The sequence below is a fragment of the Heliomarina sp. genome, assembly GCF_052826185.1.
The window spans coordinates 74,880-89,914 of record NZ_JBRBUI010000054.1; the positions used below are offsets into that span (position 1 = coordinate 74,880).

Below are 15,035 nucleotides of genomic sequence, written 5' to 3' on the forward strand. Positions count from 1 at the left end.
AACCGGGTCAGAGTGGCCAGAAGATCAGGATGGAGGGAATGGATACGGCGATGACGAGAATTTCCAGAGGCAGGCCCATGCGCCAGTAATCGCCAAAGCGGTAGCCGCCCGGGCCAAGGATCAGCGTGTTGTTCTTGTGCCCGATCGGGGTGAGAAAAGCCGAAGAGGCGGCGACGGCAACGGCCATCAGGAACGGGTCGGGCGAAACATCGAGCGTCTTTGCCATCTGGATGCCAACCGGAGCGGCCACGATGGCGGTGGCCGTGTTGTTCAGCACATCCGAAAGCGTCATGGTGACGACCATCAGCACGGTCAGGATGACCCAAGCGGGCATGCCGGCGGTCAGATCGGTCAGCGCGTTCGCGATCAGTTGCGTGCCGCCCGATTCCTCGAGCGCGGCACCGAGGGGGATCATAGACCCCAGCAGCACGATCACCGGCCATTCCACGTGCTCGTAGATTTCGGTCACCGGCAGGATGCGGGTCAGCACATAGGCGGTGACGACGATACCCAGTGCGATGGGCAGGTAGAGCAGGCCAAAGCTCGCGGCGGCGACGGCGGCGCCGAAGATGCCAATGGATAGCCATGTCTTGTCATTGGCCGTCACGTTCAGTCCGCGCTGGGCAAGCGGCAGGCAGCCGAGCCAGTCGATCACGTCCGGGGCGCGGCCCTTGGGGCAGAGCAGCAGGAGGATATCGCCGGGCTGGATTTCCGTCCGTCGTACCTGTTCGTTGATACGCGTGCCCTTGCGCGAAATGCCAAGCAAGACGGAGCTTTGCCGCCATGCAAGACCGATCCCCATAGCGGTGCGCCCGGCGATCAGGGCGTCGTCGGGAACCACCGCCTCGACTACTTCGAGACCTTCGGCGTCGGCGGTCAGTTTCTTTTCCCGGTCCCGGTCGGAGAAGGCGAGGTTCAGGGCCGAGCGGAATTCGTCGAGCGCATCGGGGGTGGCGTCGATCACGAGGCTGTCGCCTTCGCGCAGCATGGCATTGGCAGAGCGGCCATAGCGGCGCCTGCCGTCGCGGATCAGGCCAAGGATCGCCACATCGGATTTCTCGGCCTCGCTGTCGAGTTCGCCGACACGTTTGCCGATCAGGTCGCTGTCGTCCGGGACGGTGAGTTCGGCGATATACTGTTGCAGGTCGGCGGCGGTGGCGTAGGTTTTGCCCCGGTCCGGGATCAGCCGCCAGCCGATCAGAGCGACAAAGATCAGCCCGGCAAGCGCGGCGATCCCGCCAACGGGGGCAAAGTCGAACATCGAAAAGGATTCACCCAGCGATTGCTGCCGGATCGAGGCGATGATGATATTGGGCGGGGTGCCGATCAGCGTGACCATGCCGCCAAGGATTGTCGCAAAAGACAGCGGCATGAGCGAGAGGCCGGGGGGACGGTCGGCCTTGCGCGCGGTCTGGATATCGACGGGCATAAGCAGGGCGAGCGCGGCGACATTATTCATGAAGGCCGAAAGCACCGCACCGATCCCGCCCATCAGCGCGATATGGGTGCCAAGGCGTCGCGAGCTGTCGACCATCGTCCGGGTGATCAGGAACACCGCGCCCGAGCGCACCAATCCGGCAGAGACGATCAACACCAAAGCGACGACAATGGTCGCGGGGTGGCCGAAGCCGGAGAATGCCATGTCGGTCGGCACGACGCCCAGCACCACGCCGGTCAGAAGCGCGCCAAAAGCCACAAGATCGTAACGGAATCGGCCCCAAATCAGCAGGGCAAAGACGGCTGCAAAGAGGCCGAACAGGATCATCTGGTCAGTGGTCATACGGTCGGTGTTCCGGCAATTCTGACAAGGCGCGGACAGCGTTTCGCAATTCCACTGTGAATGCAACGTCTTGCAGGATGCAGCGGTTCCCGGCACAGGTGGCGCGTCTTGCTCAGCGCGTGTGGGCTTGCGGGGCAGGGCGGGGCTGCCATATAGAGGCGCAAACCTGATCAGTACAGTCGGAGGCAATCCATGGCCGGCCATTCAAAATGGGCAAACATCCAGCACCGCAAGGGCCGTCAGGACGCGGCGCGTTCGAAACTCTTTTCCAAGCTCTCCAAGGAAATCACCGTTGCTGCCAAGATGGGCGACCCGGATCCTGAAAAGAACCCGCGTCTGCGTCTGGCGGTCAAGGAAGCCAAGTCGAATTCCGTCCCTAAGGACGTGATCGACCGCGCGATCAAGAAATCGCAGGCGGGCGAGGGTGAGGATTATGAAGAAATCCGCTATGAGGGCTACGGCCCGAACGGTGTCGCGGTGATCGTCGAGGCGATGACCGACAACCGCAACCGCACCGCGTCGAACGTGCGTTCTACCTTCACCAAGAACGGTGGCAACCTTGGCGAGACCGGCTCGGTCGGGTTCATGTTCGACCGCAAGGGCGAGATCACCTATTCCGCCGAGGTCGGCGATGCGGACACGGTGATGATGGCTGCGATCGAGGCCGGGGCCGAGGATGTGGAAAGCTCGGAAGAGGGCCATACGATCTGGTGCGCCGATACCGATCTCAACGAAGTGTCCAGCGCGCTTGAGGCGGAGCTTGGCGAAAGTGAATCGACCAAGCTGGCGTGGCGACCGACCACGACGACCGAGATGGATATCGAAGCGATGCAAAAGCTGATGAAGCTGGTGGATGCGCTTGAAGACGATGACGACGTGCAGCGCGTCACCACCAATTTCGAAGCCTCGGACGAGGTGATGGCGCAGCTGTAAGGCCAAGCCATTTTAGGGAATTTAGAAACCGCGGTCTGTCATGGGCCGCGGTTTTCTTACATCTGGCGCAACCTGTCGCGCGCGGCCCGTTTCACGGCGGCGGTCAGATCGGCCAGCGCCGGGGCCATGACGCGGCTGACCTGCCATGAGAGGGCCACATCCAGCGGCTGGCCGGGCGAAAGATCGATCAACTCGCGGCGCTCCAGCGGTCCCTGCAACAGGATTTCCGGGTTCATCCCCCAGCCAAGCCCGGCACGGGCCGCGTCGATGAAGGCATGGGTGGACGGGATTGTATGCGAGGGCGGAGACAGTCGGCGACCGCTTTGCGTTTCCAGCCAGAGGCGCTGCAACGCATCCTTGGCATTGAAAACGAGGCAGGGCGCTTTTGCCAATGCAAGGGCAGTAACCCCGTCGGGAAACCACTGTGCGGCGAAATCCGGGCTGGCGGTCGCAAAGTAGCGCAGGCTGCCAAGCGGGGTCGCATCGCAGCCGGTGACGGCGGGCGCGCTGGCGGTGATGGCGGCGCTGACCTCACCGCGTTTCAACCAGTCGGCGCTGTGATCCTGATCGTCGATCACGAGTTCGAACAGGATATCCTGCACTTCGGCCAAGGCTGGGATGAACCACGTGGCAAGGCTGTCGGCATTCACCGCGATGCGCAGCCGGGTCTCGCCGGACTGTTCCAACCGCAACTCGCGGGCAAGTTGCGACTCAAGGAGACCGATATTCTCGGCATGTTTGGCGAGCCGTTCGCCGGTCTGCGTGGCGGTGCAGGGCGGGCCACGATTGATGAGTGTCGCGCCAACCCGTTCCTCGAGCGCCTTGATCCGCTGTGACACGGCCGAAGGCGTGACCGCCAGTTCATTGGCCGCCGCGTCAAAGCTGCCGCGCCGCAGGATCGCGGTCAGCGCCGCCAGATGGTCGGGATCGAAGTGCATTAGCTAAACTTAATTAGGATGACGATAATTAACTGGATTACGGATATGGGCGTCTTTAGTCAAACCCGGGTCAGGTTCGGAGGACATATGAATACCGGGTTCATCTCAGGCTTTGCCCTTGGCTTTTCGCTGATCCTTGCGATCGGGGCGCAGAATGCTTTCGTGCTGCGTCAGGGACTGCGGCGCGAGCATGTATTCGCGATCTGCCTGACCTGTGCGCTCTCTGATGCGCTGCTGATTTCGGCGGGGGTGGCCGGGTTCGGGCAACTGGGTACGGCATTGCCGTGGTTCGAGCCGGTGATGCGCTTTGGCGGCGCGGCCTTTCTGCTTGCCTACGGAGGGCTCAGCCTGCGCCGTGCGATGACCGGAGGCGAGGCATTGCGTTCTGCCAACGGCGAAAGCGCGGGGCTGCGCAAGGCGCTGCTGACCGTGCTGGCGTTCACATGGCTTAACCCGCATGTCTATCTGGACACCGTGGTGCTGGTCGGGTCGGTGTCTTCGCAGGCGGAAAACAGGCTCTTGTTCGGGCTGGGCGCGGTTCTGGCGAGCTTTGTTTTCTTCTTTTCGCTGGGCTACGGTGCGCGGTTTCTGGCGCCGGTTTTCGCGCGGCCCGGGGCTTGGCGGGCGCTTGACCTTTGTATCGGCGCGGTGATGTGGGCGATTGCGGCCAAGCTCATCTTTATGTGACGAAAAAGTCACCGCGTGACGGCAAAATTGCCAGTCAAATCCTGATGGTATTGCCTTGTCTTGACTGCCGTTAACGTGTTCAAGGCATGTATGAGTACCGCAACGCCTTCACGTCCCATGGTTGGCATCTTCTGGATGTTGGTCACGGGTTTATGCTTCGTTGGGGTTAACGCGCTGGTCAAGACGGTAGGGTCGCGCCTGCCCGCAACCGAAGCCGCTTTCATCCGTTATTGCCTTGGCGCGATCTGGCTTTTGCCGCTGCTGGGCGCGATGCGGAAAGACCGTGTCACCCCAAAGCTGTTTTTCCAGTTCGGCGCCCGCGGGCTCTGCCATGCGATTGGCGTTGGGCTGTGGTTCTTTGCGATGACGCGTATCCCGATCGCCGAGGTCACCGCGATCAATTATCTTTCCCCGGTTTACGTGACTCTGGGTGCGGCGCTTTTCCTTGGTGAGAAGCTGGCAAAGCGTCGGATCGCGGCGGTAGTCGTGGCGCTGATCGGCGGGATGATCATCCTGCGCCCCGGTCTGCGCGAAGTCGATATCGGGCACTGGGCCATGATGCTCGCCGCCTTTGTCTTTGGCGGATCTTACTTGCTGGCCAAGGTGCTGGTCGACAAGACGAACCCGGCGCTGGTCAACGGCATGCTGGCGGTCTGGGTTTCCATCGCGCTGGCGCCGATGGCGATGTCGGTCTGGATAACGCCAACGTGGACGGAGCTTGCCCTGCTCGCCGGGGTCGGTCTGCTGGCGACGACGGGGCATTTCACGATGACGCTGGCCTTTGCCGCCGCGCCGGTCGCGGTGACCCAGCCGGTAACCTATCTGCAACTGGTCTGGGCTACGATGCTGGGTGTGCTGGTCTTTGGCGAACCAATGGATGTCTGGGTCGTGGTCGGTGGCGCTGTGGTGCTGGCCTCGGTGACGTTCATTTCGCTGCGCGAGGCGCAGCTGAAACGCCGCGCGATCACGCCCGTTTCGGGGGCGACCAAGATATGACCTGGCTGCTGAATGTCATTGGCGCCGCTTCGGTCTCGGCGCTTGCGGTGGCTGGCTTGTCGCTTGCTGCCCGGGGCGGGCCGGATCTCATGGTGGCGGCCACGCCGGTACAGGCCGATGCGAGCGAGGTGCCGGAACCGGCGCCGGCAACCCAGTTCGAAACCACGGGTACGTCACCGGGGGCGGCCATCGCGGAAAACGTGGTGTTCCAGGAATGCGGCGAAACGGCCCTTGGGGCCTATTGTGCGATGCACGGTCAGGGGCGCAAGCTCTTTGCCTATCAGGACGGAAGCACCGCAGACGAGGTGATGGAGTTCCTGAACGCGCAGGAACCCGGCGCGCCGCTGGCCATCGTCGGCCATGTCACCAAGAGCTTTGATGGTGGCGCGAACGTGGTGATGGACCTTGCCCTGCCGCGTGCGGCCGGGCCGCATGACCGCGTGCTGCATCAGCTTCAGGGCCACTGGTACGCGGCCGAGGATGCCAATGCGCAGTTCTCGATTCTGGGCGCAGAGCGGCAGAACGTGTTTCAGGGTGCGGTGAGCGACATGGAATACCTGAGCGTCGAAGACAGCTGCGGAGACTTCGCAGGCAAGGGCCCGTATCTCAACGTTTACGAACCCGATACCAAGGAAAAGCAGTGTTTCGCCATTGATTCCATCGATTTGCACCAAATGACGCTGATCTTCCTGCCGCGCGGCAACTTCCTGCAATACCGTCGCATGGAGTAAGCGTGCTGCCTCGTTCAGTTTTATTGATTGACGAGTCAATAAACCTTTTCTAGCCTGTCCCCGGACCGGACAGGGATAGATCATGCCAAAAGTTGGAATGGAACCGATCCGGCGCGAGGCGCTGGTCAAGGCGACAATTGCGGAAATCGGCGCAGCCGGTTCCCTTGACGTGACCGTCACCCAGATCGCCAAGCGGGCGGGCATGTCCAGTGCGCTGGCCCATCACTATTTCGGCGGCAAGGACCAGATCTTTCTCGCCGCGATGCGCCGCATCCTCCGCGACTTCGGAGACGAGGTGCGCTCGGGCTTGAAACAGGCCGAACCGGACTCCCGTGCGGCGGCTATCATTCGCGCGTCCTTTGCGCCGTCCTGCTTTACACCCGACGTGATCTCGGCCTGGATGACGTTCTACGTCCTCGCCCAGACCTCGCCCGAAGCGCTGCGCCTCTGGCGCGTCTATCAGGGCCGCATCCGGTCAAACCTGACCCATGCGCTGCGCCCGCTGACCCGGGATCCGGCCGCGGCCGCCGACACGCTGGCCGCGCTGATCGACGGTCTTTATATCCGTGCCGCGCTTAGCGATCCCGATACGCCCGAACGCGCCACCGTCCATGCGCTGGACGTGCTGAACCACCTCATCGGAAAACCGAAATGACCCAACCGAATATCCTGATCCTGATGGTCGACCAGCTGAACGGAACCCTGTTTCCCGACGGCCCCGCCGATTGGCTGCATGTGCCGAACCTCAAGAAGCTCGCGGCGCGTTCGACCCGCTACGCGAATGCCTATACCGGCTCGCCGCTCTGCGCGCCGGGGCGGGCCAGCTTCATGTCCGGCCAGTTGCCATCGCGCACGGGCGTCTATGACAACGCGGCCGAATTCAGCAGCGATATCCCGACCTATGCCCACCACCTGCGCCGGGCGGGCTATTACACCTGCCTCAGCGGCAAGATGCATTTCGTTGGCCCCGATCAGCTGCACGGGTTCGAAGAACGGCTGACCACCGATATCTACCCCGCCGATTTTGGCTGGACCCCGGATTACCGCAAGCCGGGCGAGCGGATCGACTGGTGGTATCACAACATGGGCTCGGTGACCGGCGCGGGCGTGGCCGAGATCACCAACCAGATGGAATATGACGACGAGGTCGCACATTTCGCCAAGATGAAACTCTACGACCTGTCGCGCGGTGGCGATGATCGGCCCTGGTGCGTGACGGCCAGCTTTACCCACCCGCATGACCCCTATGTGGCGCGCCGGAAATACTGGGACCTCTACGAGGATTGCGAACATCTGGCGCCCAAAGTGCCGGCCATTCCTTACGAGCAGCAGGACAAGCATTCAAAACGCATCTTCGACGCGAACGACTGGCGGAGCTTCAACATTACCGATGAGGACATCTCGCGTTCCCGTCGCGCCTATTTTGCCAATATCTCCTATCTCGACGACAAGATCGGCGAGATCCTGCAGGTGTTGGAAGACACCCGGCAGGAAGCGATCATCGTGTTCTGCTCGGACCATGGCGATATGCTGGGCGAGCGCGGCCTCTGGTTCAAGATGTCCTTCTTCGAAGGCTCGTCCCGCGTGCCGCTTATGATCTCGGCGCCGGGCATGGAGCCCGGGTTGGTCGAAACCCCGGTCTCAACCATCGACCTCACCCCGACTCTTGGCAAGCTCGCCGGTGTCGATATGGGGGAAATCGAACCCTGGACCGATGGCGAAGATATCTCGGCGCTGGCCAATGGCGCAACGCGGGAAAACCCGGTCGCCATCGAATACGCGGCCGAAGGTTCCAACGCGCCGCTGGTCTCGCTGCGGCACGGCCGGTTCAAGTACAACCGCTGCGCGCTTGATCCCGAACAGCTCTTCGATCTGGATGCCGACCCGGAGGAACTGACCAACCTCGCCGAAGACCCGGCACATCGAGAGACACTGGACGATTTCCGCGCCCGGGCCGATGCGCGCTGGAATCTGGACCGTTTCGATGCCGAGGTACGCGCCAGCCAGGCGCGCCGCTGGATCGTTTACGAAGCCTTGCGCCAGGGCGGTTATTACCCCTGGGACTACCAGCCGCTCCAGAAAGCATCCGAACGCTACATGCGCAACCACATGGACCTGAATGTGCTCGAGGAATCCAAGCGGTTCCCAAGAGGCGAATAGCTTTTCCTCTTGCACGAAATACTCCCGCCGGAGGCAAGAAAGTATCTGTCATGACCTATCCGACCCAACCCAAAGCGAGCCATTTCATTAACGGTACCTATGTCGAGGATGACGCGGGCGCCCCTATCGATGTGATTTATCCTGCGACAGGAGAGGTGATCGCGAAAATTCATTCTGCGACGCGGGCCATCATCGGGCAGGCGCTCGACGCGGCGCGCGCGGCGCAGGTCGAATGGGCAAAGATGACCGGAACGGAGCGTGGACGCATCCTACGCCGCGCCGCGGATATCATGCGCGAGCGCAATCACGATCTTTCGGTGCTAGAAACATGGGACACGGGCAAACCCTATCAGGAAACCAGCGTGGCCGATGCGACCAGCGGCGCGGATGCGCTGGAGTATTTCGGTGGCATGGCGGCGACTTTGGCCGGGCAGCACATCCAGCTGGGCGAAGACTGGGTCTATACGGTGCGCGAACCGCTTGGCGTCTGTGTCGGGATCGGCGCGTGGAACTATCCGACCCAGATCGCCTGCTGGAAGGGCGCGCCAGCGCTCGCCTGCGGCAATGCGATGGTGTTCAAACCCTCGGAAACCACGCCGCTCTCGGCGCTGAAAGTCGCGGAGATCCTCGTGGAGGCCGGTCTGCCCGCCGGTGTTTACAACGTGGTGCAGGGTCTGGGCGACGTGGGCGCCGCGCTGGTCTCGGATCCCCGGGTCGACAAGGTCTCGCTTACCGGATCGGTCCCGACCGGGCGCAAGGTCTATGCCTCTGCGGCGGCAGGCATGAAGCATGTCACGATGGAATTGGGGGGCAAGTCCCCGATGGTGATCTTTGACGATGCGGACCTCGACAATGCGGTCTCGGGGGCGATCCTCGGAAATTTCTATTCCTCTGGGCAGGTCTGTTCCAATGGCACGCGGGTGTTCGTGCAAAAGGGCATAAGAGAAGCGTTCCTGGCCCGCCTGACGGAGCGGCTGGGCAAGGCGGTGATCGGCGATCCGATGGACCCGGACACCAGCTTTGGTCCAATGGTCAGCGCCCGCCAGACCGAGATCGTCGAGGGCTATATCGCCAAGGGTGTCGAGGAAGGCGCGCGGCTGGTGACCGGCGGCAAACGGCTGGAGCGCGAAGGTTTCTGGCTGGAGCCAACCGTTTTTGCCGATGTCACCGATGACATGACCATCGCGCGGGAAGAGATCTTTGGCCCGGTCATGGCCGTGCTGGATTTCGAGGACGAGACCGAAGTCATGGCGCGTGCCAATGATACGGAATTCGGTCTTGCCGCGGGGGTCTTCACCCGCGATCTCGCCCGCGCCCATCGCGTCGCCGCCGGTTTCGAGGCGGGCACCTGTTACATCAACACCTATAACGATGCGCCGGTCGAAGCACCTTTTGGCGGGGCAAAGCAATCCGGGGTCGGGCGGGAGAACTCGGCGGCAGCCATCGAGCATTACAGCCAGTTGAAATCCGTCTACGTGCGGATGGGCGATCTTGAGGCGCCATTCTGATGCGAGGCGCTGCGAAAGCGGTGCGCTGTCGCGCATTCCTGTTGCGAAGGGCGAGAGGCGACGCATTTGCGCCTGCGGTCCCGTTTGGCGCGGGGCAGGGGGATTCTGCTGAGAAGTGCCTGAGGGATCGGTCCGATCCTCAGGTCACCTGTTCAAGTGTGATGGGGCGATTCCCTCCGGCCTCAAGGGCAAGGCGCCTTCGGCGCGGCTTTGCCACCTTGACCCCGCAGAGAATCACCGGGGTATTTGAGGTCATGGGCTGATGGAGGCGGATTTCGTTATCGTCGGCGCGGGCAGCGCCGGTTGTGCTATGGCCTATCGGCTGAGCGAAGCAGGGGCTTCGGTCATCGTGGTCGAACATGGCGGCACGGATGCAGGGCCGTTCATCCAGATGCCGGCGGCGCTCAGCTATCCGATGAACATGAAGCAATACGACTGGGGCTATATGTCCGAGCCGGAGCCGAACCTGAACAACCGCAGGCTGGTGGTGCCGCGCGGCAAGGTGATCGGCGGGTCGTCCTCGATCAACGGGATGGTCTATGTGCGTGGTCATGCCCGCGATTTCGACCATTGGCGCGAAAGCGGTGCGGATGGCTGGGGCTTTGCCGATGTGCTGCCTTATTTCAAGCGCATGGAAAGCTGGCATGACGGAGGGCATGGCGGCGATCCGGACTGGCGCGGCACGGATGGCCCGCTGCATGTGAGCCGGGGTCCGAGGGACAATCCGCTGCACGCCGCCTTTGTCGCGGCGGGGCGCGAGGCCGGGTATGAGCTGACCGACGATTACAACGGCCAGAAGCAGGAAGGCTTTGGCCCGATGGAGCAGACAGTCTGGAAAGGGCGACGCTGGTCCGCGGCCAATGCCTATCTGCGCCCGGCGCTGAAGCGGGAGAACTGTGATCTTGTCCGTGGGCTGGTCGAGAAGGTGGTGATCGAAGAGGGGCGCGCGGTCGGCATTGCGCTCTCTGGCGGCCGCGTGATCCGCGCGCGCCGACAGGTTGTGCTGGCGGCATCCTCGCTGAATTCGCCAAAGCTGCTGATGTTGTCGGGGATCGGCCCCGGCGCGCACCTGAAGGAACACGGGATCGAGGTCGTCGCGGACCGTCCCGGGGTGGGCGCGAACCTACAAGACCATCTGGAGGTCTATTTCCAGATGGCCTCGAGCCAGCCGATCACCCTTTTCAAGCACTGGAATTTTCTGTCAAAAGCGGTGATCGGGGCGCAGTGGTTGTTTCTGAAGTCGGGTCTTGGCGCGTCGAACCAGTTCGAGAGCGCGGCCTTCCTGCGCAGCCGGGCGGGGATCGATTATCCGGATGTGCAGTATCATTTCCTGCCGATCGCGGTGCGCTATGATGGCAAGGCGGCGGCCGAGGGCCACGGGTTTCAGGCTCATGTGGGTCCTATGCGCTCGCCCAGCCGGGGCGCGGTGACCTTGCGGTCTGCCGATCCGGGGGCGGCGCCGGTGATCCGGTTCAACTACATGTCGACGGAACAGGACTGGGTGGATTTCCGCGCCTGTCTGCGCATGACGCGAGAGATCTTCTCGCAGCCCGCCTTCGCGCCTTTCGTCAAGCATGAGATCCAGCCCGGGGCCGACAAGGTGAGCGATGCGGATCTTGACGCCTTTGTCGCGGAACATGCGGAGAGCGCCTATCATCCCTGTGGCACCTGCCGGATGGGACGGGCGGATGATCCGGAGGCGGTGGTCGACCCCAAGGGCCGGGTGATCGGTGTCGAGCGGCTGACCGTGGCGGACAGCAGTATTTTCCCGCGCATCACCAATGGCAACCTCAACGGTCCGTCGATCATGGTGGGCGAGAAGATCTCCGATCACCTGCTGGAGCGCGATCCGATAGCACCGTCGAATGATGCGCCGTGGATACACCCACAGTGGGAGAGCGCGCAGCGTTAAGCCTGTTCTGAGGGACGGCTTGTGAGTTTGTTAACTTTTGCCGTAGAGCGGCAGGATGTTAAGGATTTGTTCGCTTTTCATTCTGCTCATGCTGCCGCTGATTGCGCTGGCCGATCCGTCGGGTGTTGTCCGCGTCATCGACGGCGATACCTGGGATGTGGGCGGCGCGCGCGTGCGGCTCTTCGGGATCGACACGCCGGAGACGGACCAGACCTGTGAACGCGGGGGTGAGCTCTGGCGCTGCGGGGCTTGGGCCTCGCGCGAGGTCCGCGCGCGCTATCAGGGCAAGACAGCGACTTGCCGCGCCGTGACCGTGGATCGCTATCAGCGTATCGTCGCGCGCTGCAGCGTCGAAGGGCGCGACGTCGGGCGCGATCTTGTAGCGGACGGGCTGGCGCTGGCCTATCGGCGTTACTCGATGGACTACGATCTGGATGAAAAACGTGCGGCGGTGCAGGGCATCGGGCTGCACGGGGCCGACGTGCAGCGGCCTTCGGATTTCCGGGCGGCGCAGCGGCAGGTGAATGTGCAGCCCGCACCGGGCGATTGCCGCATCAAGGGCAACATCTCCTCCAAGGGCGAGCGGATTTATCACGTGCCGGGGCAAGAGCATTACAATCGCACGAAGATTTCTCCGGCCAAGGGCGAACGCTGGTTCTGCATCGAGGCCGAGGCGCGTGCGGCAGGCTGGCGCCGTGCGAAACGCTAGTTCACCTCGTAGGGCAGTACGCCACGCTGATCCGTATTGATCGACAACTGTCGTTCAAGCGGCGGGACGGACCGCTGGTGGCAGGTCTTGCGCTCGCAGATTCGGCAGGAAATTCCGATGGGTTCAAAGGCGCTGGCCTTGGTCACGTCGAGACTGTCCGCATAGACCAGCTTGTCCGCATGTCGCACCTCACATCCCAGCGCGATGGCGAAACGGCGCACCGGCGCGCCGAATGAGCCGCCCGGTTTCGAGACGTCCCGCGCAAGGTTGATATAGCGCACCCCGTCCGGCGTTTCGGCCAGCTGGCGCAGGAACTGGCGGGGCGTTTCAAAGGCGCGATGCACGTTCCAGAGCGGGCAGGCGCCGCCGAACCGGGCGAATTGCAGCCGGGTTGCGCTGTGGCGCTTGGTGATGGTTCCAGCCTGATCGACACGAACGAAAAAGAACGGAATGCCCTTGTTGCCGGGGCGTTGCATTGTGGACAGACGGTGCGCCACCTGTTCGATCGAGGCGTCGAACCGGGCCGACAGCAATTCCAGATCGTGGCGTACTTCCTGTGCGACCTCGAGAAAGGTGTTGTAAGGCATCAGCGCCGCGCCCGCGAAGTAATTGGCCAGACCGATCTTGGCGATGGCGCGGGCCTCGTCGCTTTGGAAGCGGGCGAAATCCAACGTCGCTTCGATCAGCTTGTCCTGCTGCAGCAGGGCCGTTTGCAGCAGCAGTTGGAATATCTGGGTCTGGGGCGCGGCGCGGGAGGAAATCTGGAGAACGCGGGTCTGGGCGTCGTATCGGCGCAGCTGCTCCATCTCGGTCATTTCGACCCGAATGCCCTGACTCGCAAGCGCGGCAAGCGCGACCGCGCGGATATCGCGCCCGCCGGTTGCCTGACTGGCAAAGCTTTCCGCCGCGCGGTCCACCGCGTCGATGTAATTGTCGCAGTAATGAAAAAAGTCGCGCACCTCGTCCCACGGGCTGGCCTGAACCCGGCTGTCGCCGCGGCCCAATGCCTCGTCGAGAGAGGCGAGACGTTCATGGGTCTGGCGATAGCTGCGATGCAATTCGATAAAGGCCCGGGCAAGGGCGGGCGCATTCGACGCGGCCAAGCGCAGATCGGCCAGAGGGGGCATGACATCGGCAAATACCGGATCGGCCAGAATCTCGCGAAGATCGCTCACCAGCCTTGCGCTGTCCCCGGTCGACAACTCGGTCACGTCCAGCCCGAATTCCTGAGCCAAGGCGAGGATCACCGTGGTCGACACCGGGCGGTTGTTGTTTTCCATCTGGTTGAGATAGGGCAGGGAAACGCCGAGCTTGGCTGCGAATTCCCGTTGGGTCAGCCCAAAGCGGGCGCGCATTTCGCGCAGTTTCGTGCCAGCGTAGAGCTTGTGCGGAGCCATCGGGTGCCTTTGCAGGTTTGCTTTTCCCGCAGGATATGTTTGCAAACCGCCCGGGGCAAGGTCATCTGAGGCCGAGTTGGCGTTCCCTGTAGATGACCAGCAGGATCGAACAGATGCCCAGCGCCGTGGTCGCCATCATCATGAACAGCAGGGGCAGGGGGCCAACGCCGGGTTTCAGCATCATGCCTGCAAAGGCGCTGAGCGCCGCGCCGCCGCCGAGCATCAAGGCCCCGCCAAGACCCGAGGCGGTTCCGGCCAGATGAGGGCGTACCGACAGCGACCCTGCGGTCGCGTTCGGGATGGTCATCCCATTGCCAAGGCCGACAAAGCACATGAAGCCAAAGAAGGTATAGGCGTTCGCATGACCCAGCATGGTAATTACCGTCGAGGTCGTGATCCCGGCAAAGATCATTATGCCGCCCCAGAGGACAAGTTTGTTGATCCCAAAGCGCACGGCGCAGCGCGCGGTGATGAAGTTCCCGATGAAGTACCCGACCGCCGGTGCGCCGAAATAGACGCCAAGTTCGGACGGTGTCAGGTGAAAGACTTCGCTGCCAACATAGGGCGCGCCGCCGAGATAGGCAAAGAAGCTGCCCGAGGTGAAGGCCGCCGCCAGCGAATACCCCCAGAAGCGCGGCGAGGTGAGCAGTTCCGGGTATTCGCGAAACTGCTGGCCTAGGGTCTTGCCGCTCTTCATCGCGGTTTCGCCAAAGTCGTAATAGGTCACGACAAGCGTCAGGATCCCGATCAGAAACAACGCCCAAAAGGTCGATTTCCAGCCGAATATCTCATCCAGTACGCCACCAAAGGCCGGGCCGATCATTGGCACGACTGCCATGCCCATCGTCACGTAACCGATCATGCTTGCGGCCCGGTCGGTGTCGAACATGTCGCGCACTGCCGCGCGGCTTAGCACCATGGCAACAGCAACCACCGACTGGCACATGCGAAAGAACAGGAAGATTTCGGCAGTGGGCGAATAGATGCAGCCCAGCGTTGCCAGCAAAAACAGAGCAATCCCCCACACGATCAACGGACGCCGCCCGAACTTGTCCGAAATCGGGCCGATCAATACTTGCAGGATCGCGTTGAACCCAAGGTAGAGTGCAACCGAAAGTTGCATAACCCGGTATTCGGTATGAAAATACTCCGTCATGCCCGGCAAGCTCGGCAGAAACACGTTCATCGCCAGCGCCGCCAAGCCCGTCACAAGGATCAGGGTCGAAACATGCGGAACTGTCTTGCGATCAAGGTAACGGGAAACGGGGTGTCTTTCCATTTGCA

General features: G+C 62.4%; 13 protein-coding genes. 9 read left to right on the forward strand and 4 right to left on the reverse strand.

The window, feature by feature from the left end:
- Positions 1-7 precede the first annotated feature (7 nt).
- On the reverse strand, positions 8-1,780 hold the full coding sequence (locus ACU0FH_RS18560; protein ID WP_446196234.1) for an SLC13 family permease: 1,773 nt from the start codon (positions 1,778-1,780) through the stop codon (positions 8-10).
- 192 nt (positions 1,781-1,972) lie between these two features.
- Between ACU0FH_RS18560 and ACU0FH_RS18565 the strand changes: the two genes are divergently transcribed.
- Positions 1,973-2,713, forward strand: coding sequence for a YebC/PmpR family DNA-binding transcriptional regulator (locus ACU0FH_RS18565; RefSeq protein WP_088633892.1), 741 nt, complete (start codon positions 1,973-1,975; stop codon positions 2,711-2,713).
- 56 nt (positions 2,714-2,769) lie between these two features.
- On the opposite strand, the gene ACU0FH_RS18570 is transcribed toward ACU0FH_RS18565, so the two are convergent.
- Positions 2,770-3,651, reverse strand: a complete 882-nt coding sequence (locus tag ACU0FH_RS18570; protein ID WP_446196235.1) for a LysR family transcriptional regulator ArgP — start codon at positions 3,649-3,651, stop codon at positions 2,770-2,772.
- 87 nt (positions 3,652-3,738) lie between these two features.
- On the opposite strand from ACU0FH_RS18570, the gene ACU0FH_RS18575 reads away from it, so the two are divergent.
- From ACU0FH_RS18575 to ACU0FH_RS18610, 8 genes are all read left to right on the forward strand, one after another.
- Positions 3,739-4,338, forward strand: coding sequence for a LysE/ArgO family amino acid transporter (locus ACU0FH_RS18575; protein WP_446196236.1), 600 nt, complete (start codon positions 3,739-3,741; stop codon positions 4,336-4,338).
- 90 nt (positions 4,339-4,428) lie between these two features.
- Entirely contained in the window at positions 4,429-5,334 is a 906-nt protein-coding gene (locus ACU0FH_RS18580; protein WP_446196237.1) for a DMT family transporter, read from the forward strand.
- Positions 5,331-6,065, forward strand: a complete 735-nt coding sequence (locus tag ACU0FH_RS18585) for a hypothetical protein (RefSeq protein ID WP_446196238.1) — start codon at positions 5,331-5,333, stop codon at positions 6,063-6,065. The genes ACU0FH_RS18580 and ACU0FH_RS18585 overlap by 4 nt, the downstream gene beginning before the upstream one ends.
- A gap of 82 nt (positions 6,066-6,147) precedes the next feature.
- Positions 6,148-6,720 (forward strand): choline-binding transcriptional repressor BetI, encoded by a 573-nt coding sequence (betI, locus tag ACU0FH_RS18590; protein WP_446196239.1) that lies wholly within the window; start codon positions 6,148-6,150, stop codon positions 6,718-6,720.
- On the forward strand, positions 6,717-8,225 hold the full coding sequence (gene betC, locus ACU0FH_RS18595; protein WP_446196240.1) for a choline-sulfatase: 1,509 nt from the start codon (positions 6,717-6,719) through the stop codon (positions 8,223-8,225). The genes betI and betC overlap by 4 nt, the downstream gene beginning before the upstream one ends.
- Positions 8,226-8,275: 50 nt before the next feature.
- Complete coding sequence (gene betB / locus ACU0FH_RS18600) at positions 8,276-9,733, forward strand: betaine-aldehyde dehydrogenase (protein WP_446196241.1); 1,458 nt, start codon at positions 8,276-8,278, stop codon at positions 9,731-9,733.
- A 262-nt stretch (positions 9,734-9,995) separates the two neighbouring features.
- A complete protein-coding gene (betA, locus tag ACU0FH_RS18605; RefSeq protein WP_446196242.1) occupies positions 9,996-11,645 on the forward strand; it encodes a choline dehydrogenase in 1,650 nt (549 codons plus the stop codon).
- Between the two features lie 55 nt (positions 11,646-11,700).
- A complete protein-coding gene (locus ACU0FH_RS18610) occupies positions 11,701-12,354 on the forward strand; it encodes a thermonuclease family protein (RefSeq protein WP_446196243.1) in 654 nt (217 codons plus the stop codon).
- On the opposite strand, the gene ACU0FH_RS18615 is transcribed toward ACU0FH_RS18610, so the two are convergent.
- Both ACU0FH_RS18615 and ACU0FH_RS18620 read right to left on the reverse strand, forming a co-directional pair.
- On the reverse strand, positions 12,351-13,751 hold the full coding sequence (locus tag ACU0FH_RS18615) for a helix-turn-helix domain-containing protein (RefSeq protein WP_446196244.1): 1,401 nt from the start codon (positions 13,749-13,751) through the stop codon (positions 12,351-12,353). The two genes, ACU0FH_RS18610 and ACU0FH_RS18615, sit on opposite strands and share 4 nt — an antisense overlap.
- 61 nt (positions 13,752-13,812) lie before the next feature.
- Entirely contained in the window at positions 13,813-15,030 is a 1,218-nt protein-coding gene (locus tag ACU0FH_RS18620; protein ID WP_446196979.1) for a multidrug effflux MFS transporter, read from the reverse strand.
- Positions 15,031-15,035: the final 5 nt, after the last annotated feature.

Bases quoted from the DNA above. Each gene is read 5' to 3' on its own strand.
- ACU0FH_RS18560 (WP_446196234.1), bottom strand. From the start codon at position 1,780: ATGACCACTGACCAGATGATCCTGTTCGGCCTCTTTGCAGCCGTCTTT.
- ACU0FH_RS18565 (WP_088633892.1), top strand. From the start codon at position 1,973: ATGGCCGGCCATTCAAAATGGGCAAACATCCAGCACCGCAAGGGCCGT.
- ACU0FH_RS18570 (WP_446196235.1), bottom strand. From the start codon at position 3,651: ATGCACTTCGATCCCGACCATCTGGCGGCGCTGACCGCGATCCTGCGG.
- ACU0FH_RS18575 (WP_446196236.1), top strand. From the start codon at position 3,739: ATGAATACCGGGTTCATCTCAGGCTTTGCCCTTGGCTTTTCGCTGATC.
- ACU0FH_RS18580 (WP_446196237.1), top strand. From the start codon at position 4,429: ATGAGTACCGCAACGCCTTCACGTCCCATGGTTGGCATCTTCTGGATG.
- ACU0FH_RS18585 (WP_446196238.1), top strand. From the start codon at position 5,331: ATGACCTGGCTGCTGAATGTCATTGGCGCCGCTTCGGTCTCGGCGCTT.
- betI (WP_446196239.1), top strand. From the start codon at position 6,148: ATGCCAAAAGTTGGAATGGAACCGATCCGGCGCGAGGCGCTGGTCAAG.
- betC (WP_446196240.1), top strand. From the start codon at position 6,717: ATGACCCAACCGAATATCCTGATCCTGATGGTCGACCAGCTGAACGGA.
- betB (WP_446196241.1), top strand. From the start codon at position 8,276: ATGACCTATCCGACCCAACCCAAAGCGAGCCATTTCATTAACGGTACC.
- betA (WP_446196242.1), top strand. From the start codon at position 9,996: ATGGAGGCGGATTTCGTTATCGTCGGCGCGGGCAGCGCCGGTTGTGCT.
- ACU0FH_RS18610 (WP_446196243.1), top strand. From the start codon at position 11,701: ATGTTAAGGATTTGTTCGCTTTTCATTCTGCTCATGCTGCCGCTGATT.
- ACU0FH_RS18615 (WP_446196244.1), bottom strand. From the start codon at position 13,751: ATGGCTCCGCACAAGCTCTACGCTGGCACGAAACTGCGCGAAATGCGC.
- ACU0FH_RS18620 (WP_446196979.1), bottom strand. From the start codon at position 15,030: ATGGAAAGACACCCCGTTTCCCGTTACCTTGATCGCAAGACAGTTCCG.